17 protein-coding genes are annotated in these 26966 nt (G+C 45.2%); 6 read left to right on the top strand and 11 right to left on the bottom strand.

Translation table 11 applies throughout. The features are described from left to right. Positions 1 to 8: 8 nt before the first annotated feature. The 4 genes from GL182_RS18565 to GL182_RS18550 all read right to left on the bottom strand — a co-directional run bounded on the left by GL182_RS18565 (position 9) and on the right by GL182_RS18550 (position 5939). Positions 9 to 824 carry an NAD(P)-binding domain-containing protein gene (locus GL182_RS18565; RefSeq protein ID WP_163381292.1) on the bottom strand — a complete coding sequence of 272 codons (816 nt, stop codon included), beginning with the start codon at positions 822 to 824 and terminating at the stop codon, positions 9 to 11. A 157-nt stretch (positions 825 to 981) separates the two neighbouring features. Continuing rightward, positions 982 to 1611 carry a sterol desaturase family protein gene (locus GL182_RS18560; RefSeq protein ID WP_163381291.1) on the bottom strand — a complete coding sequence of 210 codons (630 nt, stop codon included), beginning with the start codon at positions 1609 to 1611 and terminating at the stop codon, positions 982 to 984. A 148-nt stretch (positions 1612 to 1759) separates the two neighbouring features. After that, positions 1760 to 2902, bottom strand: a complete 1143-nt coding sequence (gene bshA, locus GL182_RS18555) for an N-acetyl-alpha-D-glucosaminyl L-malate synthase BshA (protein WP_163381290.1) — start codon at positions 2900 to 2902, stop codon at positions 1760 to 1762. A gap of 67 nt (positions 2903 to 2969) precedes the next feature. After that, complete coding sequence (locus GL182_RS18550; RefSeq protein WP_163381289.1) at positions 2970 to 5939, bottom strand: glycoside hydrolase family 3 N-terminal domain-containing protein; 2970 nt, start codon at positions 5937 to 5939, stop codon at positions 2970 to 2972. 249 nt (positions 5940 to 6188) lie between these two features. Here GL182_RS18550 and GL182_RS18545 point away from each other — a divergent pair, with 249 nt between their 5' ends. The 4 genes from GL182_RS18545 to GL182_RS18530 are packed head-to-tail and all read left to right on the top strand — an operon-like array spanning position 6189 to position 10180. Continuing rightward, entirely contained in the window at positions 6189 to 6605 is a 417-nt protein-coding gene (locus GL182_RS18545; RefSeq protein WP_163381288.1) for a hypothetical protein, read from the top strand. Beyond that, positions 6598 to 8439, top strand: a complete 1842-nt coding sequence (gene mutL / locus GL182_RS18540) for a DNA mismatch repair endonuclease MutL (RefSeq protein ID WP_163381287.1) — start codon at positions 6598 to 6600, stop codon at positions 8437 to 8439. Before GL182_RS18545 ends, mutL begins: the two co-directional genes overlap by 8 nt. 16 nt (positions 8440 to 8455) lie before the next feature. Further along, positions 8456 to 9247, top strand: coding sequence for a rhomboid family intramembrane serine protease (locus GL182_RS18535; RefSeq protein WP_163381286.1), 792 nt, complete (start codon positions 8456 to 8458; stop codon positions 9245 to 9247). Positions 9248 to 9253: 6 nt separating this feature from the next. After that, positions 9254 to 10180 carry a rhomboid family protein gene (locus GL182_RS18530; RefSeq protein ID WP_163381285.1) on the top strand — a complete coding sequence of 309 codons (927 nt, stop codon included), beginning with the start codon at positions 9254 to 9256 and terminating at the stop codon, positions 10178 to 10180. A gap of 7 nt (positions 10181 to 10187) precedes the next feature. Here GL182_RS18530 and GL182_RS18525 read toward each other — a convergent pair whose 3' ends face one another. The 3 genes from GL182_RS18525 to GL182_RS18515 form a co-directional block, all read right to left on the bottom strand. Next, entirely contained in the window at positions 10188 to 10814 is a 627-nt protein-coding gene (locus tag GL182_RS18525) for a TetR/AcrR family transcriptional regulator (RefSeq protein ID WP_163381284.1), read from the bottom strand. Positions 10815 to 10884: 70 nt separating this feature from the next. Continuing rightward, positions 10885 to 11934: a 23S rRNA (adenine(2503)-C(2))-methyltransferase RlmN gene (gene rlmN / locus GL182_RS18520; RefSeq protein WP_163381283.1), complete on the bottom strand. Its 1050-nt coding sequence runs from the start codon at positions 11932 to 11934 to the stop codon at positions 10885 to 10887. A 79-nt stretch (positions 11935 to 12013) separates the two neighbouring features. After that, the gene (locus tag GL182_RS18515; protein ID WP_163381282.1) at positions 12014 to 13453 is read right to left on the bottom strand and encodes a sulfatase; all 1440 of its coding nucleotides are present in this window, start codon (positions 13451 to 13453) and stop codon (positions 12014 to 12016) included. Positions 13454 to 13688: 235 nt separating this feature from the next. On the opposite strand from GL182_RS18515, the gene clpB reads away from it, so the two are divergent. Together clpB and GL182_RS18505 are read left to right on the top strand one after the other, a co-directional pair. Next, entirely contained in the window at positions 13689 to 16304 is a 2616-nt protein-coding gene (gene clpB, locus GL182_RS18510) for an ATP-dependent chaperone ClpB (RefSeq protein WP_163381281.1), read from the top strand. 167 nt (positions 16305 to 16471) lie between these two features. Next, entirely contained in the window at positions 16472 to 17386 is a 915-nt protein-coding gene (locus tag GL182_RS18505) for a glutaminase (RefSeq protein WP_163381280.1), read from the top strand. Here GL182_RS18505 and GL182_RS18500 read toward each other — a convergent pair. The 4 genes from GL182_RS18500 to GL182_RS18485 form a co-directional block, all read right to left on the bottom strand. Further along, complete coding sequence (locus GL182_RS18500) at positions 17383 to 18330, bottom strand: sugar phosphate isomerase/epimerase family protein (protein ID WP_240469885.1); 948 nt, start codon at positions 18328 to 18330, stop codon at positions 17383 to 17385. The genes GL182_RS18505 and GL182_RS18500 overlap by 4 nt on opposite strands. A gap of 50 nt (positions 18331 to 18380) precedes the next feature. Then, positions 18381 to 19883, bottom strand: a complete 1503-nt coding sequence (locus GL182_RS18495) for a DUF1501 domain-containing protein (protein WP_163381279.1) — start codon at positions 19881 to 19883, stop codon at positions 18381 to 18383. Between the two features lies 1 nt (position 19884). Further along, a complete protein-coding gene (locus GL182_RS18490; protein WP_163381278.1) occupies positions 19885 to 22620 on the bottom strand; it encodes a PSD1 and planctomycete cytochrome C domain-containing protein in 2736 nt (911 codons plus the stop codon). Between the two features lie 209 nt (positions 22621 to 22829). Then, complete coding sequence (locus GL182_RS18485; protein ID WP_163381277.1) at positions 22830 to 26828, bottom strand: CheR family methyltransferase; 3999 nt, start codon at positions 26826 to 26828, stop codon at positions 22830 to 22832. Positions 26829 to 26966 lie beyond the last annotated feature (138 nt).

Here is a 26966-nt window from a genome sequence, read left to right as displayed (position 1 = left end):
GGGATGGATTATGGGGTATAGCTAAATTCCAATGGATTATTAAATTCAAAAGTAAACCCTGTTTGTATCCATTTGTCTGCGGAAATCTTTTTCCATTTTTGCTTTGGAGGATTTTCATAGCTTGAAGGAGGATCAAAACCAAAATCTGCTGCATTCTTTTCAAACAACTCTTTTTTTGCAGGGTGTTCGGGACATACAATATTGTAAGTTTCGTTCCAAAGGTTTTTTGTTAAAATCCAGGAAATAGCCCTGACAGCATCCTTTCTATGAATGTAATTGACGGGTGGATGACCGGCCACATTTTCTCTGCCAGAGAAATACCTACCGGGGATTCTGTCATCCCCCAATAGTCCACCAAAGCGAATTACAGTAAGGTCATAGCTTTTGTTTTCCCACAATAGGTTTTCGGCAGTCAGAAGGGTAGGATTCCCCGTAATGGCAGGTGTCAGTGCCGCTGTTTCGGTGGCCAATTGATTTTCACTGGGATATACAGAGGTGGCACTGACATATATGACTTTTTTTATCTGGTATTTGATGATGAAGTTCCTGAGTTGCCGGATTTGTTTCGGATGAAAATCTGCAGGCTTCCTCCTTGTGGAAGGAGGAATGTTAATCAGCAGGATATCGGTTTCAAATAATGGTTCTGGCAGTACCCCTTTCACTTCTGGATCCAGTTCGAACAGAAAGGTCTGTATGCCTTTTGCCAGCAACAGTTCTCTTTTATCTTGCCGGGTGGTACTTCCTTTTATGCGGTATCCCTGATGGATCAACTCGCTTGCCAATGGAGTTCCCAGCCATCCCAGTCCAATAATACTTATGGTCATTTTTCTAAATATTTACTTAAAGCTGCTTTATCGAATCAAACTTGAAATTTAAAGCAGTGCTCATTAAAAAAGCGGTCAATTTGCTCAATTGCCGCTTTTAAATCTATAGGATGCCTTCAGGGATTACCTGATAATGATAGCACCAGGTTTATGCCAGCTATCGCTGCTTTTTGGGTACTGTACCAAATACGAAGTCCCAAAGCGGGGTACTCACACCGAAAGCCACATCCGGATCCTTGTAGTGGTGGATGGCGTGATTGATCCAAAGCGTTTTCAGAAAATTTTTGGGAGGTTGGAAAGCATGCACCAGAAAATGTACCCCAAGGTACAAGGAATAGCCTATTAAAAATCCCGGAAGAAAATAAAGGGCCATCTCACCCATCACAAATTCAAATAGAAAATAAAGGATAGCTGCATATAAGCCCGTGATGAACGGCGGAAGGGCCAACCTGTCCTTGTCTTTTGGGTAATCATGGTGTACACCATGCATGGAATATTGAAGTTTGTCTTTGAATTTGGTGTCAGGAACCATATGATAAACATAGCGGTGCAGCAGATATTCCACAAAAGTGAACATGAGAAAGCCTCCTGACAATAACAAAGATGCCTTTAGCAAAGAAATATCGGTAGTGGATATGCCTATATAAAGTGAGTAAGCACCAACACCCAAAAACATCGCTATCGGGATGCTGATGTGGGTTCTGCTTAGTTTTTCCAAAACTGGATTGGCAAACATTTTAGCACTCCCGCTATTGTCCGGTCGTTCCAATCTTCCAATTTTTTTCATTCTTTATGTAATTTTTTATCAGTGTATCTCCTTCAATTTTGATGCCTAAGTTAAGCATAATAATGCTTAAATGAAGGTCATTTGTCACTTAAACGAAAAGCTTGTTATACCTGGTTTCAAAATTGATAAAAATAATTGATGATTTTAATCAGAGATTAGGGGTAAGTAAAGAGTTTTCTATCGTTTTCGAATAGAATGCCTCATACTTGGGTAATATTTCCGTTACATCAAACATTTTAGCCCTGGCAAGGGCATTCTTTTTAAACCCGGGTAAATTTTTGTCGTCCAGAATGAACAATGCTTTTTCCGTCATTTCGCTGATATTGCCAACTTCGCAAAGAAATCCTGTTTCCCCATTGATGTTTAATTCCGGGATTCCTCCAACATTACTTGTCAACAGGGGTACTTCGCAAGCCATGGCTTCCAAAGCTGCCAATCCAAAACTTTCTTTTTCTGAGGGCATGAGAAAAAGATCCGCAACAGAAAGCACTTCTTCGACTGCTTCTAGTTTGCCCAAAAACCGGATGTCTTCGCAGGTGCCCAGCTGCCGGCACAACCGTTCCATTTTATCCCTTTCAGGGCCATCTCCAACGAGTAAAAGCTTGGCTGGAATGGCTTTTCGCACCTCGAAAAATACCCTGATCACATCCTCCACCCTTTTTACTTTGCGGAAATTGGAAGTGTGAACAAGGAGTTTTTCATTCATGGGGCAAATGGCCTTTTTAAAATGCTCCTTTTTTTGTTTTTTAAACCTGTTGAGGTCAATGAAATTTGGGATGACCTCAATGTGGGTGTGTATGTCAAAATGCAGGAAAGTGTCTTTCTTCAGATCCTCTGAGACGGCAGTCACCCCATCGGATTCATTGATACTGAAAGTAACCACCGGCTCGTAGCTGGGGTCTTTTCCGACCAGAGTGATGTCCGTACCATGCAAGGTGGTGACCACCGGAATGTGGATACCTTGTTTCTTTAAAATTTGCTTGGCCATATAAGCGGCAGAAGCGTGTGGGATTGCATAGTGAACATGAAGTAAATCTAGCTTTTCGTACTTTACCACATTGACCATTTTACTCGCTAATGCGAGCTCATATGGAGCGTGTTCAAACAAGGGGTAACTTTTGATATCTACCTCATGGTAGAACAAGTTTTCACTAAAAAAATCCAGCCGGGTTGGCTGGCTGTAAGTGATGAAATGAATCTCATGACCTTTGGCAGCAAGGGCTTTACCCAATTCTGTAGCGACTACACCGCTACCGCCAAATGTCGGGTAACAGACTATCCCGATTTTCATTATTTAAAGTTTTGTTAAAGGCCAGGTTTATACTTCAAACTTTAACACGGTATTCATGTAAAATTGTTCATTTATTGGCCAAAAGTATATGTGTTTTTATGGATTTGTAAATAATATCCTGGATGTCTGAGCGCACATTATCTCTCAACAGCCGGTTGTTTCCGGCATCTGGATGCACCCGGTTGGAGAGGAATATATAGATCAACTGGTTTTCAGGGTCTGCCCAGGCGGCCGTTCCCGTGAATCCGGTATGGCCAAATGTACTTAATGGAGCCAGGTTTCCGGTAGGGCCTTTATCCTTCTCCGGGTCAGGTTTATCCCAACCCAGGGCCCTCCTGCTGCGGAAAGATTGTTTACTGGTAAATTTTTCAACGGTTTCCTGGTTCAAGATCTCTAAAGAGCCGTATTTCCCTCCCTGCAGCATCATTTGCATCAATTTGGCCAAATCGTTCGCCGTCCCAAAAAGGCCTGCATGTCCGGCTACCCCCCCGTATATGGCTGCTCCGGGATCGTGCACATAGCCATGTACCAGGGTTTTCCTGAACAACCTGTCGTCCTCTGTTGGTGCGATTTGGTTGGGACTAAACCTTTGAAGGGGTAAAAAGCCAAAACGGTTCATGCCCAGGGGGCTGTAGAAATGTTGCTCCAAAAAATCATTCATAGGTTGATTGACCATGGTTTCAATTAAGCGATGCAGCAAATACATGCCTACATCCGAATAGCGGTAACTGTAGCGTCCACTCTTGGTGCCTGTATACCTCAGGTTGGACGCCACCGTCCATTTCCAGACACTGTCGGGTAAATTCTGGTGGGCGTACACCCCATCGGCCAGCGGTAAGGTATAGGGAGGCTGATTTTTTCTGCTGTAGTACTCGGTCTTCCACTCATTGCCTTCCAGGGTATTGGTAAAATGGGGAATATAAGGTAATAAGCCGGCCTCGTGGGTTAGTATATCTCTGATGCGGAGCTTAGCTTTATTGCTACCGGACAATTCCGGAAGGTAAGTCTCCAATGTTTCATCCAAATCAATAAAGCCCCGGCTCTCCAAAAACATGATGGCCTGTGTGGTGGCCATTACCTTGGTGAGAGAGGCCAGGTCATACATGGTTTTCTCATTTACCGCCAAACTTTTGCTGTAATCATGGTGCCCATAGGATTTTTCAAACACCACCGATCCGTTCTTTGCCACCAGGACTGTACCCCCGGGAGTAGCCTTGTTTGCGATGGCCTTTTCCATGAGCGCATCAATTTTCATTAATTCCCGGCTATCCATATTCTTGGCCTCAGGTGTGCTGTAAGCCAGCCTATCCAAAGAAGACGTCTGAATTCCATGCCCCAGAGACCAATTTTGATCCAGACTTATCGGTAATTTTCCTGTTCCCGGCCTGCCGCCGAAAATTACCTGCGGCGCCAGACTTTGGGTAAATTCATTTTCCTCATAAACCAATACCAGGTTTTCCTGATTTTTGAATTTTTCCGCAGCATAAGCATTGCCAAAAACAACGGTGATGACTTTATGATTTTCCTGCAGCCGGTTGATGAATGCGATTTCTTCTTCATTCAACCCATAATTCCTCCTGCTGTTATTGGTCATTCCCATTACCCCAACCACAATGGTACTGTAGTCTTTGAGGTTTTCCTCCATGGCCGCAAAATTTTCCCGGTTGCTATTGGACCTGAGGGTATAATGGGTGAATCCGGTATATTTGTCCAGATAGGTTTTAAAAGTCTCCCCTTTATCACCCAGGGTAAGGGATGCCATGCGCTCCATGTCCAGGTGCCTGACCGGTATGGCTTCGTTGTTATTGTTCAGGACCGTAATAGAAGAGGCATAAAGCTGCTCGATCAGCGCCTTGGTGCCAAAATTACTTAAACGCTCCACCAACCTTTGGGAGTTAACTTGCTGGGGATGGTGCAGACCTGACCAATATTTGGCATTCAACACCTTGCGGACCCTACGATCAACTTCTTCTTTGCTGATTTTTCCTTGTTCTACGGCTTCCAGGATTAGTTTTTTGGATTTTGGAACATCCTCAGCATATAAGAGTATATCATTTCCCGCCAACAGGGCCAATAAATCTACTTCTCCGGGTTTGTACAGGTTACTCACCCCTTTCATATTGAGGGCATCGGTAAAAATAAGCCCCTGAAAATTCATTTCTTCCCTCAAAAGGCCGGTAACCACTTTAGGAGACAAAGTCGTCGGGAGCCTGGCTTCACTTCCCAGGCTTGGTATATGCAAATGGGCCACCATGACACTCATCAGTCCCTTATCAATCAGTTCGCGGTAGGGATAGAGATCAATGTCAACAATCCTTTCTTTGCTGCTTAGGATGACCGGTGTGGTAAAATGGGAGTCTGAGTTTGTATTTCCATGTCCTGGAAAATGCTTGGCATTGGCAATGATACCATGATCCTGAAGGCCCTGCATGTAAGCCAGAGACTTTCTGCTGACCAATTGTTTTTCCTCTCCAAATGACCGGTACCCAATGACCGGGTTCTCCGGATCAGAATTGACATCTACCACAGGGGCAAAATTGATATGCATGCCCATTTCCTTGAATTGGCGGGCAATCTCCCGGCCCATCTGATAGACCAATACATCGTCTGACGCTGCTCCGAGGGTCATTTGTTTCGGAAACCGGAGTACACTGTCCAGTCTCATTCCCAGTCCCCATTCGGCATCCATGGCAATGAAAAGCGGGGTTTTTGCCAGCTGCTGGTATTCATTGGTCAATTGGGCCTGGCGCACCGGCCCTCCCTGGAAAAAAATCAGGCCGCCCAGATTTTCATTTTGAATCAACTCAGAAATTTCATCCTGGTGTGCTTTTCCTTTATTGGAATAAGCAGCTACCATAAACAATTGCCCGAGACGTTCTTCAAATGTCAGGCTATTGAATACGCTGTCTACCCAAATTTGCTGGGCACTAGCATCCTGGCTCAAAAACAGGTCCTTGTCAGGTGCAAAGGAATGGCTGGAAATCAAGCCCAACAACAGGATGGAACAAAAGGCAAAAGCATAAACTTTTTGACACATGGGCGTGTTAAAATTTTATTGGTAATAATTTAAGGATAACTTTGTGTCCTACAAATCCGGATTTATTCAAACATACATAAATTCCAAACTTCTACCTATGTAAAAGTGATGAACAGGAATAAATTTATTCAAAAAACAATAGTTATTTAATTTCGGTTTCGGTGGCACAGGGTTTTTTCCTATAGGAGAGCCTAATATTAAAACAATCAGATCGATTCACCGATCCTTGAGACGCAGAAAACGGACACCATGAAATTTCCATCTATATTCCGTGTAAATCAACCAAGAAGGTTCCAGATCAACCCCAGGCATTATGATCCTGTCAAGGAAGAAATTCATAGCAGGACCGAAGATATCAAGAGAGAATTGGAAGCCAAAGGAGTGCTTTCTCCAGATGAAAACGAATTGAATCAGCAGTTGGGATACAGGCACGGTTCTGCCATCAGAGGGGCTTTTACCAGCGGGAGTCCCATAAAAAAGCAACCTTCAGGTTTACTGCAAAGTGCGGGCCTGATGCGTACAGTAATCTTTGTCCTGCTTGTGGGAGGCTTTGGAGGATACCTTTACATCGGGCCTGACATCATCTATTACCTGCTTTATTTGGGGGCAGCGGTGGCTTTATTGATCGGCTTGTTTAGGCTAAAACCCCGGAAGAAAAATGGATGATCTGATTCAGTTGTTGCCGGATGCCATTGCCAATCAAATTGCTGCCGGAGAGGTGGTGCAAAGGCCATCATCAGCATTGAAGGAGCTTTTGGAAAATGCCATCGATGCCGGGGCAAAAAACATTCAGGTGGTGGTACGGGATGGAGGTAAAACACTGATCCAGGTAATTGATGATGGATGGGGCATGTCCCTTACCGATGCGCGGATGTGCTTCGAAAGACATGCGACTTCAAAAATTAGAAAATCCGAAGATTTATTCAATATCCGGACGCATGGGTTCCGGGGAGAGGCCATGGCCTCCATAGCGGCAGTCGCCCAGGTCGAGTTGAAGACCAAACGAACAGGTGATGAATTGGGCAGTCTGATACAAATTGAAGGTTCCATGGTAAAAAAGCAGGAGCCGGTGGTTTTTCAGGATGGTACTTCCATTGCTGTAAAAAACCTGTTTTTTAATGTGCCCGCCCGCAGAAATTTCCTGAAATCCAATGCGGTGGAGACCAAACACCTGGTGGAGGAATTCCAGCGTGTAGCCCTGGCGTACCCGGAAGTGGCATTTTCCTTTTACCAAAACGACATGGAGCTTTTTAAATTGACTTCAGGTAAACTCAGTAAAAGGATCGTTGGTATTTTTGGAAAACAGTATAGAAATCACCTGATTGTGTGTCAGGAATCCTCGCCTCACATCGATATTAAGGGGTATGTAGGAAGCCCTGAGCAGGCAAAAAGAACCCGGGGGGAACAGTTTTTTTTCGTTAATAAGCGTTACATCAAAAGTAATTACCTGCACCATGCCCTTTTAAATGCCTTTGAAGCATTGATAGGCACAGACCAGCATCCCTTTTATGTGCTTTTTTTAGACATTGACCCCAAGCACATTGATATCAATGTACATCCTACCAAAACCGAAATCAAGTTTGATGATGAAAGAACCATTTACGGGATCGTGCGTTCCGCTGTAAAACAGGCTTTAGGGGCACATCATGTGGTACCTACTATTGACTTTAGTCTGGATGTAAATTTTACAGACAACTGGAACAATGACCACGACAAAGGTCAGGAAGTAAGCACTGAAAACAACTACCGGACATTCAGGGGACCCAGTTCCTTGAATAAAGATGCCAGGGGATGGGAACAAATGTTCCAACAAGATCATGAGGAAAGGGCCATCCATTTTGACCCCGAAAAGGAAAACCAGGAGGCAAGGCATCTGAAAACCTTTCCAAGCAAAGTAAATGGTAGGGATATCGCTACTGAAGACCTTTCTAAAGTTCCCGGCAAAACATTTCAGATAGGGCAGGCCTATTTTGTCACCCAAACATCTTCCGGCCTGCTTATATTTGATCAGCAGGCTACCCACCAGCGAATTTTATACGAACGGTATATCAGGCAGCTGGATCAATCGGCTGGGGCCTCCCAGCAGTGCCTTTTTCCGCAGAATATCAAGTTAAGCCCGGCAGATTTTGCCCTGGTAATAGACTTAAAGGAAGAGCTTAACAACCTGGGCTTTCAGTTGACGGTTTTTGGTCAAAATGCTATTCTGATTAACGGAGTGCCTACAGATATTCATATTGCCAGCGAAAAGGTGCTGTTTGAAGAAATGCTGGAACAATTCAAGCATTTTAAGCATGAACTTTCCCTTGGCAGGAAAGAGAATCTGGCAAGGTCATTGGCAAAAAAGACTTCGATAAAAAAAGGAGATCAATTGAAAAGCCAGGAAATGGAAAACCTTGCAGGTCAATTATTTGCTTGTCAGAATCCCAATTATAGCCCGGAAGGGAATAAAACCTTTATTAAATTGGACTTAAATAAAATAGAAAGATTTTTCTATTCCTGATACTAAACAAAAACCTATGTTCAGAGCCCTTACCCCCATTGTGAAGAACCTACTGCTAATCACCGTGGGGATGCATGTAATCGCCTCCTTTTTTCTGCCACAGCTTAAAAATCTTTTCGCACTCTATTATGTAGAGAGTAGATTTTTCATGCCTTTTCAGTTCGTGACCTACATGTTTATGCATGCAGACTTCTGGCATCTGTTTAGCAATATGTTTGGGCTATTTATATTTGGCCCACTTTTGGAACAATTTCTTGGACCAAAGAAAATACTGATCCTTTGGATGGTGTGTGGCATTGGTTCTGGGGTCATGTATTCCGGCTACAATGCTTACAAGATGGGGAAGCTGAACAATAGCATAGAGGCCTTTACTGCAGATCCGGACCCTGAGGCATTCAACCGTTTTGTTTCAAATAACCGACACATGTTTAACCCTGCTATATATGATTTTATAGATAATTACAGCAGAAATCCGGATGACTTTGAAATTCAGGAGCAGGCTAAAAGAGCCATGCTAGATATCAGGGAAAGTCAGGCAAACATTCCCATGGTAGGTGCTTCAGGGGCACTTTTCGGGATTCTAATTGCTTTTGGCATGCTGTTTCCGAACACCCAGCTGTTTTTGCTCTTTCCCCCAATGCCGGTAAAGGCAAAATACCTTGTATTGTTCTATGGACTATACACAGTTTATAATATATTTGTATCTAATCCCACAGATAATGTAGCTCATTTTGCGCACTTGTCCGGGCTGATGATCGGTGCGGTGTTGGTCGTATATTGGAAAAAAGACAGAAGAAATTTTTATTAAGGAAAAATGTACGGAGGATTTTGGTATCATATCAGGCATGCCTTTGACCATAAAGATAATGGTCTGTATAAGATTATAGCGATTAATTTATTGGCGTTTTTGGTACTGATGGTGTTGAGGGTATTTCTGACCATAGGAGGTGCGGAAGAAGCCTATCGGTCCATCGTTTCGTTTTTTATGATGCCTGCATCTATTTCCAGGTTTTTGATGCAGCCCTGGACATTGATCAGTTACATGTTTTTGCATGAAGGTTTTCTGCATATCATCTTTAACCTGCTTTTTTTATATTGGTTTGGGATTTTGGTTCAGGAGTATTTGGGTAGCCGTAAGTTGGTCAACCTTTATTTCCTGGGAGGAATTGCCGGTGGGTTGCTGTATATGGTGCTGTATAACATTGCTCCATATTTCAGTGACCGGGTAGATGGGGCTTTGATGCTGGGAGCCAGTGCCGGGGTTTATGCGATCGTTGTTGCAGCCGCTACCCTCAGGCCAGATACTCAATTTCACCTCCTGCTTCTCGGTCCGGTCAAAATAAAATACATTGCCATATTTTATGTGCTTATTGCATTTGCCAATTCAGCAGGCTCGAATGCCGGTGGAGAACTGGCCCATTTAGGTGGTGCCGCACTGGGATATTTTTATATCCTTCAGCTCAATAAGGGTGTAGACATGGGTAAACCCATTCAGGCTGTAGGCCAGTTTTTTGAAAAATTGTTTACTTCAAAGCCAAAAGTCAAAGTGACCTATAGAAGGGGGGCGGATTCCGGTAAAGGTACTTCATCCAAAAGCAGGAGCAATACAACTTCAGGTGGAAGTAGTAGCACACAGGAAGAAATCGACCGAATCCTGGATAAGATTGCCGAAAAAGGATACGATAACCTGAGTAAGGAAGAAAAACGAAAACTTTTTGATTTTAGCAATAAGGATGTATAAGTTGAAATCAAACCCCTGATTTGTCGTACCCCAATATCTTTTTGTAGGATTTCAGGCCATTTTCTGTTAGAAATGGCAAGACCATTGAAAATACCAATTTGCTGTAATACTGGTAATGAAAAATTTCGTTGCCGAAAATGATCTGGTTATGGGTGGGCCAGTAGTCGGATAACATGGTCATTTGATTGGCCAGGTTCTCATAGCTTCCGGCAAAGTTTTCATTGACAAAAATTTCTTCCTGGCGAAGCAAACTAAAGAGATGTATCAATTGGGCCTTTCTCAGGGAAATCAGCTCAAAATAACGGTCCTTGACAGGTTCATGATTGTTGATGATAGAACCAAGGTCCATGAAAAAAAAGCGGTATTTGACCTGTATGCGATAGGAAGTAATGGTGCTGGCATACAGTAGCTCCAGGGAGGTGCTGTTTTTGTCAATTTCAGCCGTGGCAGCATCCGATTCAGAACACAAACTGTAGAAAATTTTTACGATCAGGTCCTCAAAATCAGTAAACTCCCTTTTAAAGTCAGAAGGCCTGATCTGCAGGCTGTCCATCAGCAAGTCCATGTCCATATGATGGTACCCATGCTCATTAAATACGGAAAGTGATTTGTCAATGAGGGTTTGGAGTTCCATCTTAATTATTGAAAGTGTATTTCAAATTTATAAAAAAGGTGTTCATATCCGATAAAACTTGCGTAATTTATTACAACTCATTTTTATTGGCCAGCTGTCCGCAGGCTGCATCGATGTCCTGGCCACGGGATTTTCTAACTTTGGCTACAATTCCAGCTGCACTTAAAATTTGGATATATAAAGCTACTTTATCCGCCGACGCTTGCCTGAACTCCCCATCGTCTATGGGATTGTATTGGATAATATTGACTTTTGAGGGAATGTGTTTGCAGAATTTTACCAGTGCCCGGGCATGGGCTTCATCATCGTTGATACCGTCCCAAATCACGTATTCATAAGTGACCCTTCTTTTTGTTTTGGCATACCAATATTTGAGCGCATCGGCCAGTTCTTCCACCGTATTGGTTTCATTGATGGGCATTAGCCGGCTTCTGGTTTCGTTGATAGCGGAGTGCAGGGAAAGGGCTAAATTGAATTTGACCTCCTCATCAGCCAGTTTGCGGATCATTTTGGCTATACCTACAGTAGATAAGGTAATGCGTTTTGGCGAAATACCCAGCCCCTCCGGGGAACAGATTTTTTCAATGGCGGCCAGCACGTTTTGGTAGTTAAGTAGTGGCTCACCCATTCCCATGAATACTATATTGGTCAAAGGGCGGTCATAGTAGATGCTGGCCTCCTGCTGTATGGCCACTACCTGGTCATAAATTTCATCCGGATGCAGGTTACGCATTCTTTTCAGCCTGGCGGTTGCACAGAAATTACAATCCAGACTGCAACCCACCTGTGAGGATACACAGGCGGTTATCCGCTTGGAAGTAGGGATAAGTACAGATTCTACAATGTTGTTGTCAAAGAGTTTGACTGCATTTTTGATGGTGCCATCTGTGCTTCGCTGAAATTGGTCTACCTGAATGTGGTTGATGGTGAAATGCTCCTTTAAATGCTCCCGGGTGGGTTTGGAAATATTACTCATGTCATCAAAATTTTTGACTGACTTGTTCCATAACCATTCATACACCTGCCTGGCCCTGAATTTCTTTTCTCCTATGGAAACAAAGTAATCCTCCAATTGCGCCAAATCCAGTTTTCTGATGTCTTGTTTTTTATCCTGTTGCATGACTTTCATTTTTTCCGGGCCAGTGAAAACAATAACCAGCTATCAAATGGTTCAAAAATCTATTTTCTCAGTTGCTAAATCACTGTTTGTGCCGAGGAAACCTGGCTCCTGTGGCTTCCAGTTGCTGCATCAATCTATGCTGCAATTCCTCCGCTTTTTCCGGGAATACCTTACTCAGGTTTTCATTTTCTCCCGGATCCTTTTCCAGGTCAAAAAGTTCGCTGACCTGATTTTCGTAGAAATGGATCAGTTTCCATTTACCCTCTCTGATGGCCGAACCCGGCTTCCAGGCACTGCCGTGGTACTGTGGATAATGCCAGATTAAACTTTCCCGGTCCAATTGGGCTTCCCCCTCCAGCAAGGGTGTCAGGTTCTTTCCATCGTTGTTTTCATGGGGGATACCAGCCAGGCTGAGTAGGGTGGGAAACATGTCCATGCTGATCACCGGAGTATGGGAAACAGTCCCGCCTTGCTTAATTCCAGGCCCCTTGATGATTAATGGCACCCGGATACCACCTTCATAGCACCAGCCCTTTCCCGCCCTAAGGGGTCCGTTGGCCGTTGGCGCCCCTTCTGTAAATAGGGTGGAAAGCCCGCCATTATCACTGGTCAAAATGACCCATGTATTATCCTCCAGTCCAGTATCCTTCAAGGCCTGCAGGATTTTACCGACATTATCATCCATGGCTGAAACCATAGAGGCATAAGCTGCATTGTCCTGGATCAATTTGGTTTTCCCAACGCCTTCTGACCTGTATGTAGCCTGATCGGCTGGAGGTTGAAGCGTTTCTTTTTTCTCCAGAAAATAATCGTGTCGCTCGGGCGCGGCCTGAATGGGGGTATGCACCGTATAAAAGGAAAGATACAACAAAAAGGGATTGTCCTGGTTTTCCCGAATCAACTGAATACTCTCGGCAGTCAACCTGTTGGTCAGGTATTCCCCTTCAGGACCGTCTTCGAGCCTGGGATTGCCATAGGGAGCATAATAGCCATTGGCCTCCCCTTTTTTCAGCTGGGGAGCCCCTACACTCCATCCACCAATATTGATATCGAAACCCTGATGTTCCGGCCAGTATTGGTCTTCTTCTCCCAAATGCCACTTTCCAATAAAGAAAGTCTGGTATCCTCCTTCCTTGAATTTTTCGGCCAGGGTAGTTTCTCCCAATGCCAGTTCATGATTAATGGCGGGAGTTTCCAATAGCCAATTGTTTCTGTCCCGGCTGAAGCCCGGAATCCAATCGGTGATATTGACCCGGTTGGGGTGCTTTCCCGTCATCAGGGCGGCCCTAGTAGGGCTGCATACCGGATGGGCAGCATATGCTTGTGTGAAACGCATCCCCATGGCCGCCATATCGTCCAGGTGGGGCGTTTCGTAAAAGGTATCCGCATAGTTGGCCTGTATATCCGCCCAGCCCAGGTCATCTACCAGGATAAATACAAAATTTGGTTTTTTTTCTGGTTTATCCTGACAGGCAAAAAACAGGGAAGCTACCAAAAAAGCCAAGGTCCATTTTTTCATAGAAGGTAATTTGATCCTAAAGTTAAATAAATCGGACCATTATGCCGGTATTCTCTTTTGATTTTCTATCGGGCCGATCAGCCTGTATTTTCCTGCCAAAAAGTCTGAAAAATCCTTTATAACTGTTCGAAAACGGACATAATTACAGGTTTTTGGAGCTAAAATGGGTTTGGTTGCATATTTGATAAAATGAACCAAAGAGATTGTCACCAAACAGCACTTAACCCATAACATCATGGATTTCAAACAATTTACCATCAAATCTCAGGAGGCCATACAGAAGGCCCTGGAGCTGTGTACAGCAGGGCAGCAACAGCTGATAGAACCAGCCCATTTACTCAAAGGCATTATTCAGGAAGATAGCAATGTCACCGAATTTTTGTTTAAAAAATTGGGTGTCAATAGCCAATTGCTTACCCAGAAATTGGATGAGATCATCCAACAATTGCCCAAGGTGAGCGGGCAGCAGCCCTATCTTTCCAATGCCACCAACCAGGTATTGCAAAAGGCGAAGGATTACCTGAAGAATTTTGGTGATGAATTTGTTGCAGTGGAACACCTGGTATTGGGAATTTTGGCCGGTTCCGATAAGGCTGCACAGCTTTTGAAAGACCAGGGCCTTAATGAAAAGAAATTAATAGAAGCGATAAAGGAACTAAGAAAAGGAAATAAAGTGACAGATCAGAACGCAGAATCAAAATACAGGTCCTTGGAAAGGTATTCCAAAAACCTGAATGAACTCGCCAAGAAGGGTAAAATTGATCCTGTAATCGGCAGGGATGAAGAGATCAGGCGGGTTTTGCAAATCCTGGCCAGGAGGACCAAAAACAATCCCATTTTACTGGGAGAGCCAGGGGTGGGTAAAACAGCCATAGTGGAGGGCCTGGCCCAAAGAATAGTCAGTGGAGATGTACCAGAAAACCTCAAAAGTAAAATTTTGATTTCCTTGGACATGGGCCTCCTGGTGGCGGGTGCCAAGTATAAGGGGGAATTTGAGGAACGGCTGAAAGCAGTTATCAAGGAAGTAACCGATTCAGAGGGAGAGATAATCCTCTTTATAGATGAGATCCATACCCTGATCGGTGCAGGCGGAGGGGGAGAAGGGGCCATGGATGCGGCCAACCTGCTGAAACCTGCCCTGGCAAGGGGAGAGTTGCATGCCATTGGAGCTACTACACTTAAGGAATACCAGAAGTATATAGAAAAAGACAAAGCACTGGAGCGGAGATTCCAGCAGGTGATTGTAGATGAACCAGATGCAGCAGATGCCATATCTATTTTGCGCGGTATCAAGGACAAATATGAATTGCACCATGGGGTGCGTGTCAAGGATGATGCCGTCATAGCTGCGGTAGAGTTGTCCCAAAGGTATATTTCAGACCGGTACCTGCCGGACAAAGCCATTGACCTGATGGATGAAGCAGCCGCCAAGCTTAGAATGGAAATAGATTCATTACCACAAGAACTGGATGAGCTTAACAGGCGGATCATGCAGTTAGAAATTGAACGTGAGGCGATCCGACGGGAGAAGAATATAGACAAGGAAACTGTTCTCAGTAAGGAATTGGCTGAGCTTACCGAAAAAAGACAGGGAATCAAAGCCAAATGGGAGAGTGAAAAAGCGGTCATACAGGGCATTCAGCGTGAAAAGGAAAACATAGATAAATTCAAGCTTGAAGCCGAACAAGCCGAAAGGTCTGGAGATTTCGGAAAAGTCGCTGAGATACGCTATGGGAAGATTGTGGAAAGTGAGAAAAAATTGCAGTCTTTTCAGGAGCAGTTGAAGGAAATGCAGGAAGGATCTCCCTTGCTGAAGGAAGAAGTGGACAACGAGGATATAGCAGCGGTGGTCAGCAAATGGACCGGTATACCGCTTGCCAAAATGATCCAGAGTGAGCGGGAAAAACTACTTTATCTGGAGGATGAATTGGGTAAAAGGGTAGCAGGTCAGCGAGAGGCTATAGCCGCCATATCTGATGCCGTGCGAAGAAGCAGGGCCGGATTGCAAGACCCCAAACGACCCATCGGTTCATTTATATTTCTGGGAACCACAGGGGTGGGAAAGACGGAATTGGCCAAGGCCCTGGCAGAATACCTCTTCAGTGATGAAAATGCCATGGTGAGGATAGACATGTCTGAATATCAGGAGCGTCATGCTGTCAGCCGCCTGGTAGGTGCGCCTCCCGGTTATGTGGGATATGATGAAGGCGGCCAATTGACCGAAGCGGTACGCAGAAAGCCCTATTCCGTGGTTTTACTGGATGAAATCGAAAAGGCACATCCGGACGTTTTCAACATCCTGCTGCAGGTGTTGGATGATGGCCGTTTGACAGACAATAAGGGTAGGATAGCCAATTTCAAAAATACCATCATTATCATGACGACCAATATTGGCTCTACCTTGATACAGGAAAGGTTTGATACCATGGATGAATGGAACAAGGAACAGGTAATGGAAAGTACCAAAGAAGAGGTTTTTGCACTCCTGAAAAAGTCCGTTCGTCCGGAATTTCTGAACCGTATTGACGAGACCATCATGTTTGAGCCTTTAAACAAGGATATCCTGCGAAAAATTGTGGATATTCAGTGGAAAGAGATCCAGCAGCGTTTGGCAGAATCGAATATCGAAATTGATGCTACCCGGGAGGTATTGGATCATTTGGGTGAGATAGGCTTTGACCCTCAGTTTGGGGCCAGACCCTTGAAAAGAACCATGCAACGCCTGGTATTGAATGAATTGTCCAAGCAGATCCTGAGTGGGTATATCAAAAGCGACAGTGCTGTTTTGGTAGACCTGGATGCAGACAAGCAGGTTTACTTTAAAAATGTAGATCCCATAGCAGTGGAGTAATTTGGCTTGGTGGGTTAAAATAGAAAGCAGTTGGCCGAAATTCCGGTTGACTGCTTTTTTTTGCTTGTGTTTTTTTTAAAATGATGCAGGAATGCCAAGGAGCAGGACAATTAATCAGCTATTTTTGGTTTTGAGTAAGGCAGGCATTAAATTTTAATCAGTAAGCTATGGATTATCAGGAATTGATTTCAGAAGTATACGATGAGGTAAACGCACTGGGCCTTTCCGGCAAGGTGGCGGATTATATTCCTGAATTGGCGAAAGTACCGGGCAATCGTTTCGGAATGGCTTTGGTGGACCTGAAGGGAAATGTATATGGAGTGGGAGATTATCAGGAGCCTTTTTCCATTCAAAGTGTCTCCAAGGTATTTACCCTTACCATGGTGTTTCATGTTTTTCGCAGTAAACTCTGGTCCAGGGTAAATGTGGAACCCAGCGGTAATCCTTTCAATTCGATCGCTCAGCTGGAATACGAACAGGGCATACCCCGAAATCCTTTTTTGAATGCCGGTGCTTTGGTCATCACCGATGCACTGACCAGCAAGTTTGAAGACCCTATACGATGTATCCGCGAATATATTGATGAATTGGCAGGGCAGCATTGTGTACGGATCAATGAGGAGGTGATGCAATCAGAGCTCAGGCATGCCGAAAGGAACACAGCTATGGCTTATTTCCTAAAAGCATACAAAAATTTTGACAATGATATTCAGGAGGTAGTGAAAACCTATGTTTCCCATTGTTCCATAGAAATGTGCTGCGAGGAGTTGGCCAAGTCCATTTCTTTCCTGGCCAATGATGGTTATTCCATTTTTGCCAACAGGGAGGTGCTGAGCGAGAGCCATACGAGGCGGATCAATGCCCTGATGCTCACCTGTGGGTTTTATGATGAATCCGGGGAATTCGCCTTTAGGGTAGGTTTACCTGGCAAGAGTGGTGTAGGTGGGGGAGTGGTAGCCCTCATGCCCGGTAAGTTCAGCATCGCGGTATGGTCTCCTGAACTGAATGAAAAAGGGAATTCCGTAAAGGCCATCAAGGCCCTGGAAATTTTGACCAATAAGTTGAAGTTTTCCTTGTTTTAAACGAGGTTGATGGTCCGCCACATGGCTTTTGAGGTGGCGGCCAAGGCCTGGTCATTTTCCATGGCGTTTAATTTTGCATTAAATGGTTCTGCCCGGACAGGACCATCATAGCCAATATTTACAAGGGCCTGCATAAATCCCTTCAGGTCGATGAGTCCACTGTCCCCTGGAAGTTGCCTTTCTCCGTCGATTTGTTCGGCCAGGCTCCTTCCGGCAGTAGCATCATTGAGATCGCAGGTAATGATCTGGTCATTCGTCAATTTTTCCAGATCGGCCGTGGTTTCGTTGGAGGTATACCAATGGAAACTGTCGAGTTGAATCCCCACATTGGGTCGGCCTATATCGGCAATGAGTTCCAGCATCTCTTTCATGGTACCTACAAACGGGTATCGGGAACGAATTTTTAGGTTTTTGGTGCCCACATATTCAAACCCGAGTTTTAAACCTTCTGCTTCAAGTATTGCTGCCACCTTACCCAGCCTTTCGCTATGTTGCCTGAAATTTTCCAGGTACGATAATTCATCGTGCGTAGGCATGATCCAGGTACTGACCCTGCTCACCCCACAGTTGCTAAGGGTAGCGGCAGCTTTGGGCAGTGCTTTCAGCCCCTGCTCAAAAGTGGCTTTGTCTTTCCTGAAATCAACGGGCAGGCCGGCAGCATCCCAGGTCAGTTCATGCGCTTCCTTTTTTTCCAGAAATTCATTTAATTTTCCGGAAGACATCTCCATCAGTTGTCCGGGTACCGGCAATATGGCTTCGAAATTAAACTCCAGGGCTTTATCGATCATTTCTTCCTGATTGATGTCTACCCCAATGGCATAGGGATTCAGGCTTAGTCTGAATTTTCTCTTTCCGGGCATTTCAGGACTGATGGACCAGGCTGGGCCTGTAGCCAGGGCCATAGAAAGCAAACTGCTGTTTTGGATAAATTTTCTTCTCTTCATGGGGTAGCTGGTAGCGTTGTGAAATAGGTTTGTTTATGGGAGATTTTTTATTAAGCCAGAATTTCCCGGATAATTTCCCCTTCTACATCTGTGAGTCGAAAGGGGCGTCCCTGAAAATCAAAGGTAAACTTTTCGTGGTCAAATCCCAGGAGATGCAGGATGGTGGCGTGTACATCATGGACAGACACTTTGTCTTCCACCCCTGAAAAGCCGATATCATCCGTTTGACCATGGGAGGCACCTTTTTTGATGCCACCTCCGGCCATCCACATGGTAAAGGCGTCCACATGATGGTCCCTGCCCAGGAAACGTTGGGTTTTTCCTTCCCTGTTTTCCTGCATGGGGGTTCTGCCAAATTCCCCACCCCAGACCACCAGGGTTTGATCCAGCAGGCCTCTTTGTTTGAGATCGGTTAGCAGGGCTGTAATGGGACGGTCAATTTCCCGGCATTTGTCTTTCATGCCCAGGTCAATGGCAGTGCTCTCACCGGTTCCGTGCGCATCCCAACCCCAGTCGTAAAGTTGGACAAAACGTACCCCCTTTTCTACCATTTTCCGGGCCAGTAAGCAGTTGTTTGCAAAGGATTCTTCCCCTGGTTCGGTGCCGTACATTTGCTGGATGTAATCCGGCTCCTCATTGATATCCATTACCTGTGGGACTTCTATCTGCATGCGGTAGGCCATTTCATACTGATTGATTCTGGCCAGTATTTCCGGATCTGCATAGGTCTGAAATTCTTCTTCGTTGATATGATTGATGGCGTCCAGCATTTTCCTTTTCACATTTCTGGACATGCCTTTTGGATCTTCAATGTACAATACCGGATCTCCTTTGGAGCGGCATTGTACGCCCTGGTATACGGAGGGCAGGAAACCGCTTCCCCATACACTTTTTCCGGCATCAGGAGTTTTGCCACCGGAAGTCAGCACCACAAAACCAGGCAGGTTTTGGTTTTCAGACCCCAACCCGTACGTTACCCAGGAGCCAATACTGGGCCTGCCTAACCTTGGACTTCCGGTTTGCATAAAGAGCTGGGCAGGACCATGATTAAACTGGTCCGTATGGACGGCTTTCAGAAAGGCGACCTCATCCACTACTTGTTTGAAATGAGGCATGTAATCGGATACCCAATTGCCCGAATCTCCGGATTGTTCAAATTTTGCCTGGGGCCCCAGCAGTTTGGGTCTACCCCTGATGAAGGCAAATTTCCGGCCTTCCAGTAAAGATTCCGGACATTCCTGATTGTGGAGTTTCAGGAGCTCCGGCTTATAATCAAACATTTCCAGCTGGGAGGGTGCTCCGGCCATGTGCAGGTAGATGACGGACTGTATTTTTGGCGAAAGGGGAGGAGCCATGGGAGCCAGGGGATTCAAATCCCTTTCAGAAAGTTGTATGCCACCACTCGTTTTCTTTGGTCCATCGCAACCCAAAAAGAGGGAACCCAGGGCCAGGCCTCCCATTCCGCTCACGCAGCTTTTGATGAAATGCCGCCGGGTATTGGCTTGTAATTCACTTCTCAGCCGTTCGGCCATTAGTTTTTTCAGCTCATCCATATCAGGATTTGTTTAAATATTCGTCCAGATTCATCAGCGCATTGGCCACTACCGCTAGGGCAGCGAGCTCAGGTGTTTGGTTTTCCTCATCCGCAAATTGCAACCAATCGGCCATGGCTTCAGGCTCGCGGATAAAGTCATCCAGGGCATATTGGTACAGCTGCTCCAGTTGTTGTTGTTTGGTTGGGCTGATGGGTTGGAGCAGCAGCTTTTTATATGCCCAGGCAATGGGTTTATCTTCCGGTATTTTTTTCATTTGAAGGGCCAGGTGAAAAGCAGCTTCCTGATATACCGGATCGTTCATGGTTACCAAAGCCTGCAATGGGGTATTGGTCAGGGTACGGTCGATGGTGCAGACTTCCCTGCTGACGGCATCGAAGGTAATAAAGGATGGATAGGGACTGGTTCTTTTCAAGTAGGTGTATACCGATCTCCGGTAGCGGTCCTCTCCTTCGCTGGTTTTCCAGGATTCCCCGTTGTAAACGGTTTGCCATACATTATCCGGTTGTGGAGGCATCACACTTTTGCCGTACATTTTTTCACTCAGCAGACCGGATACCGCAAGGGCCTGATCCCGGATTTGCTCTGCGCTTAGCCTGAATCTCGGGCCTCTGGCATACCATTTATTGTCTGGATCTTTTTCATGCAATTCGGCGGAGGAAATGGAGGATTGGCGGTAGGTACCGGAAAGTACCATATCCCGGATAAGGGGTTTTATTTGCCAGTCATGTTCCTGCATGAATCTCATGGCCAGCCAGTCCAGCAATTTCCTGTGGCTGGGGGGGTCAGATTGCGTTCCCATGTCTTCCAGACTGGCTACCAGTCCCCTGCCAAATAGCTGGGCCCAGATCCTGTTGACCATGGTCCTTGCGGTCAATGGGTTGTCTTTACTGGTAAGCCAATAGGCAAGTCCCAGTCGGTTCCTGGGCCATTCCGGATTCCAGGCATTGAGGATTTCCGGTACATCCGGTGTCACTTCATCACCCTTCATGAGCCAGTTGCCCCTTTCAAAAATTCTGGTTTGCCTTTTCATGTAATCGGGATTTTCGACCATGATCGGCAGGGTAGGGGTATTCGTATTGAGCAAGGTCATGAAGCTTTCCTCTGCTTCCTGATGTCCTGCCTGCTTTCCTCCGGGCAGGGCAGGGAAAAAGGCAAACCAGTTGATGGCGGAGCTGGTCTGCTGCTTTTCCAGGTTTTTGTTTTCCATGTGCAGGTAGAGATCCACCTTTTCGTTTATTTTTTTGAAAGGATACCGCCGGATCACCCTGCCATTGGTTTTTTCCAAGGTAAAGCGGGACAGGATCTCTCCTTCCGGCCCCCCATTTCTGATGGTCAAAAGGCTGCCTTCATTTCCTGTCCAATAGTTGAGGTAAATATAGGGTGAGCCCTCAGTATAGATGTCCCGGAGGTAGCAGGATCCATCATCCCACAAACCCAGCCATTTGGTATCGATCAATTCTCCATTCTGGAAATCTTCCGCCAGGTGGGCATGGTATTTTGGCTCCTGATACAACAGGAAATCTTCCACTTTTTCCTGCAAGTCTTTAGCTCCATGTTGTCCCATCCAGGATTTGATATTGGCCAGCTTCAGGCTATCTTCCCCCTGATAAAACTTTAACCTGGGTTCCTCTCCATGGGTGTCTTCATCCCGGCTGTTGTTAAAAAATGCCATGGCCTTGTAATAATCTTCAAATTTAAAGGGATCATAGGGGTGGCTATGACATTGCACACAGGCCAGGGTGGTGCTTTGCCAGACTTCAAAGGTGGTATTGGTGCGGTCGATGACTGCCGCTACCCGGAACTCCTCATCTTCTGTACCCCCTTCATCATTGTTCATGGTGTTGCGGTGGAAGGCTGTGGCGGTAAGCTGATCTAAATCGGGCTCGGGTAGCAGGTCGCCGGCCAGCTGTTCGATGGTAAACTGGTCAAAGGGCATGTCCTGGTTCAGTGCCTTGATCACCCAGTCCCGGTAAGCCCAGATTTCCCTGCCCACATCCCGTTCATATCCTTTGGTATCCGCATAGCGGGCAAGGTCCAGCCACCAGGAAGCCCATTTTTCACCAAAGCCTGGATCATTCAGAAGTTCATCCACCAATACCTGGTAGCTGATGCTGCCTGATTCCCACCTTCCGACCAGTTCTTCACTTGGAGGTAGGCCAGTCAAATCAAGGCTTAGTCTTCTGAGAAGTGTCATTTGGTCAGCTTCCCTTGCCGGCAAAAGTTCCTTTTGCTTCAAAGTAGCCGCTATAAAATGGTCAATTTCATTCCGGACAAATTTATCCGCTGACTCGGAAGAAAATCCAGCTTTTAGGATGCTTTCTGGAACCTCGGGAGTTTGAGGTGGTTCATAAGCCCAGTGTTTGCCCCAGGCTGCTCCCTGATCTACCCAGTCTGTAAGTAATTTGATTTCCTCCTGGCTTAGGGGAGGTTTGTCATAGGGCATTCGCAGTTCCGGATCCTTATGTTTTAGCCGGCTGATAAATTCACTGCTGCCCGCATCTCCGGGAATAATGGCAGGATGGCCGGATTCGGTGGGAGCCAGGGCTTCTTCTTCAAAAAGCAGGCTGAATCCCGCATTTTTTTTCACCCCTCCATGACAGGAAATGCAGTGCCGGTTCAGAATAGGTTTGACCTGGGTGCTGAAGTCCACCTGCTTTTCCCTGGACAAGGCAAAGAAAATGAGCCCTGCCAGCAGCATACAGGACAATCCGATAATAATACCTGATTTATTCATGGGTGATTCATTTGCAAATATCAATGCCAAAATAGCCAGAAAAGCATGGAATCGCAAGGTTTTGTTGTTCAGTGGATTGGGAATGCCAGCCTGCTCCTCTATTTAATCGCTCAGCTTTCATTTATTTGCCATTGGCACTAACCCGATGGATAAAGCAGGCATTGATTTTTCCCCTTCAAGCACCTTTTCTGTTCCATCAAGCCATCTACTCAGGATTTTATTTCAAAGAAGAAGGACGTTCCTTCACCGACTTTGGAAGCCACCCACATGTTGCCTCCATGGAGTTCTACGATTTTACGGCTAATAGAAAGTCCAATTCCATTGCTGTCATTATTGGGGATTAGGGAGGTGAAAATTTTGAAAATATTTTCATATTGATCCTCCGGGATTCCCATGCCATTGTCACGGATCTCGAAAGTGACTTTCTCTGGCAGGTTTTCCCGGCAGGAGATTTTTATTTCCGGAGGAGAGTCAGCCCGGTATTTGATGGCATTACTGATCAGGTTGGTGACCAATCGCTTAAAAAGAATGGGGTACACTTGAATCTCTCCCACCTGTAAATCCACAAGTATTTTACCACCCAATTCCTCCAAATCTCTGTCAAACTGCCGGGTAATTCCCTTCATCAGTTGGGGAAGATTCATCACTTCTATTTCTTCCTGAGATCTTCCGGTTCTGGAATATTCCAACAGGTTGTCAATCATCCGGTTCAGTTCTGTGGCAGATTTGACAATGATATCAAAGTAATGGTCTCTTTTTTTCAGGTCTAATTTTTCTCCTTTTTTCCTGATGACATCCAAAAGACCCCGGATGTTGCGCACAGGAGTCTTCAGGTCGTGAGAGGCCACATAGGCAAATTCCTCCAGGGCGGTATTGACCTCTTCCAACTTAAAGTTTTGTTCCTTAATTTTTAAATTGAGCTTATGGATTTCCTCAAATTGATCCTTTTGATGGGTGACATCTGTCTGAATGGAAAAGAAACCGATGAATTGTTTTTCGTAATCATACATGGGCTCCGCCTGGATCCTGACAAAATATTTATTTCCGAATTTGGAGTAATTGATCAACTCCACATCGAAAGGCTGAGTTTTTCTGATGGCATTCGACATGATGTTAACAATGCCGGGGTCGCTTTCTTCGCCCTGAAGTAATCGGCCAGGGATCATCCCCATGGTTTCTGAGGCTTCGTAGCCTGTCATTTTCTCAAAAGCCCGGTTGGCAAATGTAATCCTGCCAGCTGGATCGGTGATCAGTACGGCATTGCTGGTTTGTTCGGCAATGAGTGCCAGCTTGTATTTTTCTATGTCATCCAGCATCCTTTGATGGATATCCCGGGTGGTCACCAGAATTCTGGGTTCTTCAGAATTTGAATGATACAGTTGCTTCAGGTTGGATTCCATCCACCTGAAATTCCCCTTTGCCGTTTTGAGTTTGAAATGAATCAAGCCGGGATCCTGCTGCTTGCTCAGGTCAGCAATGGCTTTTTGCCAGCGTTCCTGATGGATGGGTGCTATCACCTGTTGCAGAAAGTTCAGCTCATACATTTTCTCCAAGCTATACCCGGTAATATCAAAGCCTGATGGTGAACAATATTCCACTTTCCCTACAGAAGAAATAATAGTAACCAGGTCTCTCAGGTTATGGGTGACGAGTTCGAAAATTTCATTTTGGTTGTCATGTTTTTGTTTTAATGCTGCCAGGCTTTGGTCGGAGATTTCCAGGGCCTTTTGCATGGTGCTGCTTTGGGAAATATCCACAAATACCAGTACTACACCCTGGATATTGTTTTTTGGTGTTTTAAACGGTGAGATTTTCAACAAATATTCTTTTTCCTTGATGTCTTTCACCTGAACCTGAAAAGGGACCAAACTGGTATATACCTCTTCAATGCGATCTAAAAAGTCTTCCAACTGGATTTTACCCCTAAAGTGACTGATGTTCCGCCCAACATCGTGGGGAATCAGGTTCAAGATTTTTTTGATCTCGGGGGTGAATTTGCGAATATTTAACTGAGCATCCAGGAAAAGCAGGGCAATCTCGGTGCTTTGAATCAGGTTGTTGAGGTCATTATTGGCCTCTGAAAGTTCCAGGTTTTTTTGCTGATATTCTGCATTAACGGTATAGAGTTCTTCATTGACGGATTCCAGTTCTTCATTGGAGCTTTGAAGCTCTTCATTTGCAGCTTGCAGTTCCTCATTGCTGGATTCCAGCTCCTCAATCGTGGTTTGCAGCGTTTCCTTATTGATCCGGAGTTCCCGCTCCAGGATATTGATTTTCTCCATGGAAGCGGTACCCATGTCTATTTTCACGGTATCGCTTTGTTCTTTCCTGGTATTTTCCGGTTCAAATGTGATGAAAAGGTGAACCGAGTTTTCTATAAGTTCCGTTTTATGAACCGTGACGGTTAATGATTTCTGATCCTTAAAGTATGCTGAAAGCTCATTGTTTACGGCTACATTGTTCAGGGTGATGGGCTTGCCGGATTGAATCACTTTATTGGCCACCACTTCCAGAGGAACTGCCAATGATTCGGGCAGCATCTTCATGACGTTGGAGCTGATTTCACCTGAGGGCAGGCGCAACCAACGATTGGCATTTCCTGTGGTGTGCAATAAGTTAAAATATTCATCAGTCACAATGGAATCCGGTACATATGCCTGAAGGAGCGCATGTTGGATCTCACTCACCAATTTATTTCTCCCCGGAGCCGGAGGAGCAGATCCCTGCTCTTTTGCCTGTTGAATATACTCATTGGCAGCGGCCAACTTTGCTTTGGGAGAGCGGATTTGCTGGATAAATTTCTTATTCTCCCGGTTGATAAAAATCTTGTTCCTTTTATCAAATTCGATGAAATCCTCAGTGGATTTGCCCAATGATTCACTGGATCCCAAAAACAAAAAACCCTCACTCTTCAGGGCATATTGGAAGAGGGAAAACAGCTGTTGTTGAACCGTATCGTTGAGGTAAATCAGGAAATTCCTGCATGCGATCAGATCAATTTTATTGAAAGGAGGGTCCTGAATGAGATTGTGTGCTGAAAAGACGATCATTTCCCGGATTTCCTTGGCAATGGTATAGCCTGAACGGTGGGGAATGAAATAGGTACTGAGGTATTCCGGAGGGATTTCTGAACTGATATTTTCTGGAAAAACCCTGTTGGCAGCGAGTTTAATGGCCTCTTTGTCCAAATCCGTTGCAAAAATACTGACATCATATTGCATTCGCTGTATGCGTAAATAATCCTTGATCAGAATGGCAATCGAATAGGCTTCCTCCCCCGTGGAGCAGGCTGTAACCCAAACCCGAATGGTTTTGGAATCCTGATTGGCTTCCACCAGCTGGGGAATAACCTTGTTTTTTAATGCTTCAAAAGCCTCCTCATCTCTAAAAAACCGGGTTACCCCGATCAATAGCTCCCTGGATAATAAATGCGCCTCTGCAGGGTTACTTTCCAGATAGGAAAGGTAATCTACCATGGCTGAATATCCCAACAGACTCATTCTCCGACCAATTCTTCTGGTCACTGTAGTATATTTGTATCCTGTAAAATCCACATGGATTTGATTCATGATACTGGTCAATATGGCTGAAATAGTAGTCCTGGTATTGTCCGATTCCAGTTGCTTTCCGGTCAAAGCTTCCTTGTGGAGAAAATATTTCTCTAATTCCTGCTGCATGTGCTCCACCCGGCAGACTTTATCCACCGCTCCTGTGTTAATGGCATTTTTGGGCATGCCGTCAAATTTGGAAGTTCCGGGATCCTGGGCCAAAACCAATCCCCCCTTTTCCTTGACATGCTTGACTCCCTCTGACCCGTCACTGCCTGTACCTGATAGCACAATGGCACAGGACTGTTCCTGCTGATGATCGGCCAAAGAGCTAAAAAAACTACTGATGGGAAAACTCAACCTGCGGTCCTCTTTTTCACTCAGGTAGAATTTCCCATCCAACAGGCTGATAAACTTTTTAGGGGGATTGAGGTAGATGGTCCCCTTTTCCACAGGCATAAGGTGGGCTATGATTTTAATGGGCAGTTCCGTATGCCGGGAAAGTAGTTCGTCCATTAAGCTCTTGTGATTGGGTGCCAGGTGCTGAATCAATACATAGGCAAAGCCGGAATCTGGTTTAGCCTGTTCAAAAAACACCTCAAGGGGCTCTAAACCTCCTGCTGAAGCTCCGATCGCAACAATGGGAAAATCTACTTGCATTTTTATCCTGAAAATTTTCTGGTAATTGATTTATTTTGGAGCTGGGGATTTTTGTTAAAGTTACATAATTATATGACTTCTCTAAGAATGCCTTTTCCCTTCTTTCCTTTTTGAGTAAGGAGCCCTGGTACTGATTGA

Source organism: Cyclobacterium sp. SYSU L10401 (assembly GCF_010993705.1).
Taxonomy (GTDB): Bacteria; Bacteroidota; Bacteroidia; order Cytophagales; family Cyclobacteriaceae; genus Cyclobacterium.
Note: the sequence above shows the minus strand (reverse complement) of the source record. Positions and strands in the feature narration are given on the sequence as shown.

Excerpts from the sequence above, each read along its gene's own strand:
- clpB (WP_163381281.1), top strand. The coding sequence starts at position 13,689 with ATGGATTTCAAACAATTTACCATCAAATCTCAGGAGGCCATACAGAAG.
- mutL (WP_163381287.1), top strand. The coding sequence starts at position 6,598 with ATGGATGATCTGATTCAGTTGTTGCCGGATGCCATTGCCAATCAAATT.
- GL182_RS18505 (WP_163381280.1), top strand. The coding sequence starts at position 16,472 with ATGGATTATCAGGAATTGATTTCAGAAGTATACGATGAGGTAAACGCA.
- GL182_RS18530 (WP_163381285.1), top strand. The coding sequence starts at position 9,254 with ATGTACGGAGGATTTTGGTATCATATCAGGCATGCCTTTGACCATAAA.
- GL182_RS18490 (WP_163381278.1), bottom strand. The coding sequence starts at position 22,620 with ATGAATAAATCAGGTATTATTATCGGATTGTCCTGTATGCTGCTGGCA.
- GL182_RS18485 (WP_163381277.1), bottom strand. The coding sequence starts at position 26,828 with ATGCAAGTAGATTTTCCCATTGTTGCGATCGGAGCTTCAGCAGGAGGT.
- GL182_RS18500 (WP_240469885.1), bottom strand. The coding sequence starts at position 18,330 with ATGAAGAGAAGAAAATTTATCCAAAACAGCAGTTTGCTTTCTATGGCC.
- GL182_RS18565 (WP_163381292.1), bottom strand. The coding sequence starts at position 824 with ATGACCATAAGTATTATTGGACTGGGATGGCTGGGAACTCCATTGGCA.
- bshA (WP_163381290.1), bottom strand. The coding sequence starts at position 2,902 with ATGAAAATCGGGATAGTCTGTTACCCGACATTTGGCGGTAGCGGTGTA.
- GL182_RS18550 (WP_163381289.1), bottom strand. The coding sequence starts at position 5,939 with ATGTGTCAAAAAGTTTATGCTTTTGCCTTTTGTTCCATCCTGTTGTTG.
- GL182_RS18525 (WP_163381284.1), bottom strand. The coding sequence starts at position 10,814 with ATGGAACTCCAAACCCTCATTGACAAATCACTTTCCGTATTTAATGAG.
- rlmN (WP_163381283.1), bottom strand. The coding sequence starts at position 11,934 with ATGCAACAGGATAAAAAACAAGACATCAGAAAACTGGATTTGGCGCAA.
- GL182_RS18495 (WP_163381279.1), bottom strand. The coding sequence starts at position 19,883 with ATGGATGAGCTGAAAAAACTAATGGCCGAACGGCTGAGAAGTGAATTA.
- GL182_RS18515 (WP_163381282.1), bottom strand. The coding sequence starts at position 13,453 with ATGAAAAAATGGACCTTGGCTTTTTTGGTAGCTTCCCTGTTTTTTGCC.
- GL182_RS18535 (WP_163381286.1), top strand. The coding sequence starts at position 8,456 with ATGTTCAGAGCCCTTACCCCCATTGTGAAGAACCTACTGCTAATCACC.
- GL182_RS18545 (WP_163381288.1), top strand. The coding sequence starts at position 6,189 with ATGAAATTTCCATCTATATTCCGTGTAAATCAACCAAGAAGGTTCCAG.
- GL182_RS18560 (WP_163381291.1), bottom strand. The coding sequence starts at position 1,611 with ATGAAAAAAATTGGAAGATTGGAACGACCGGACAATAGCGGGAGTGCT.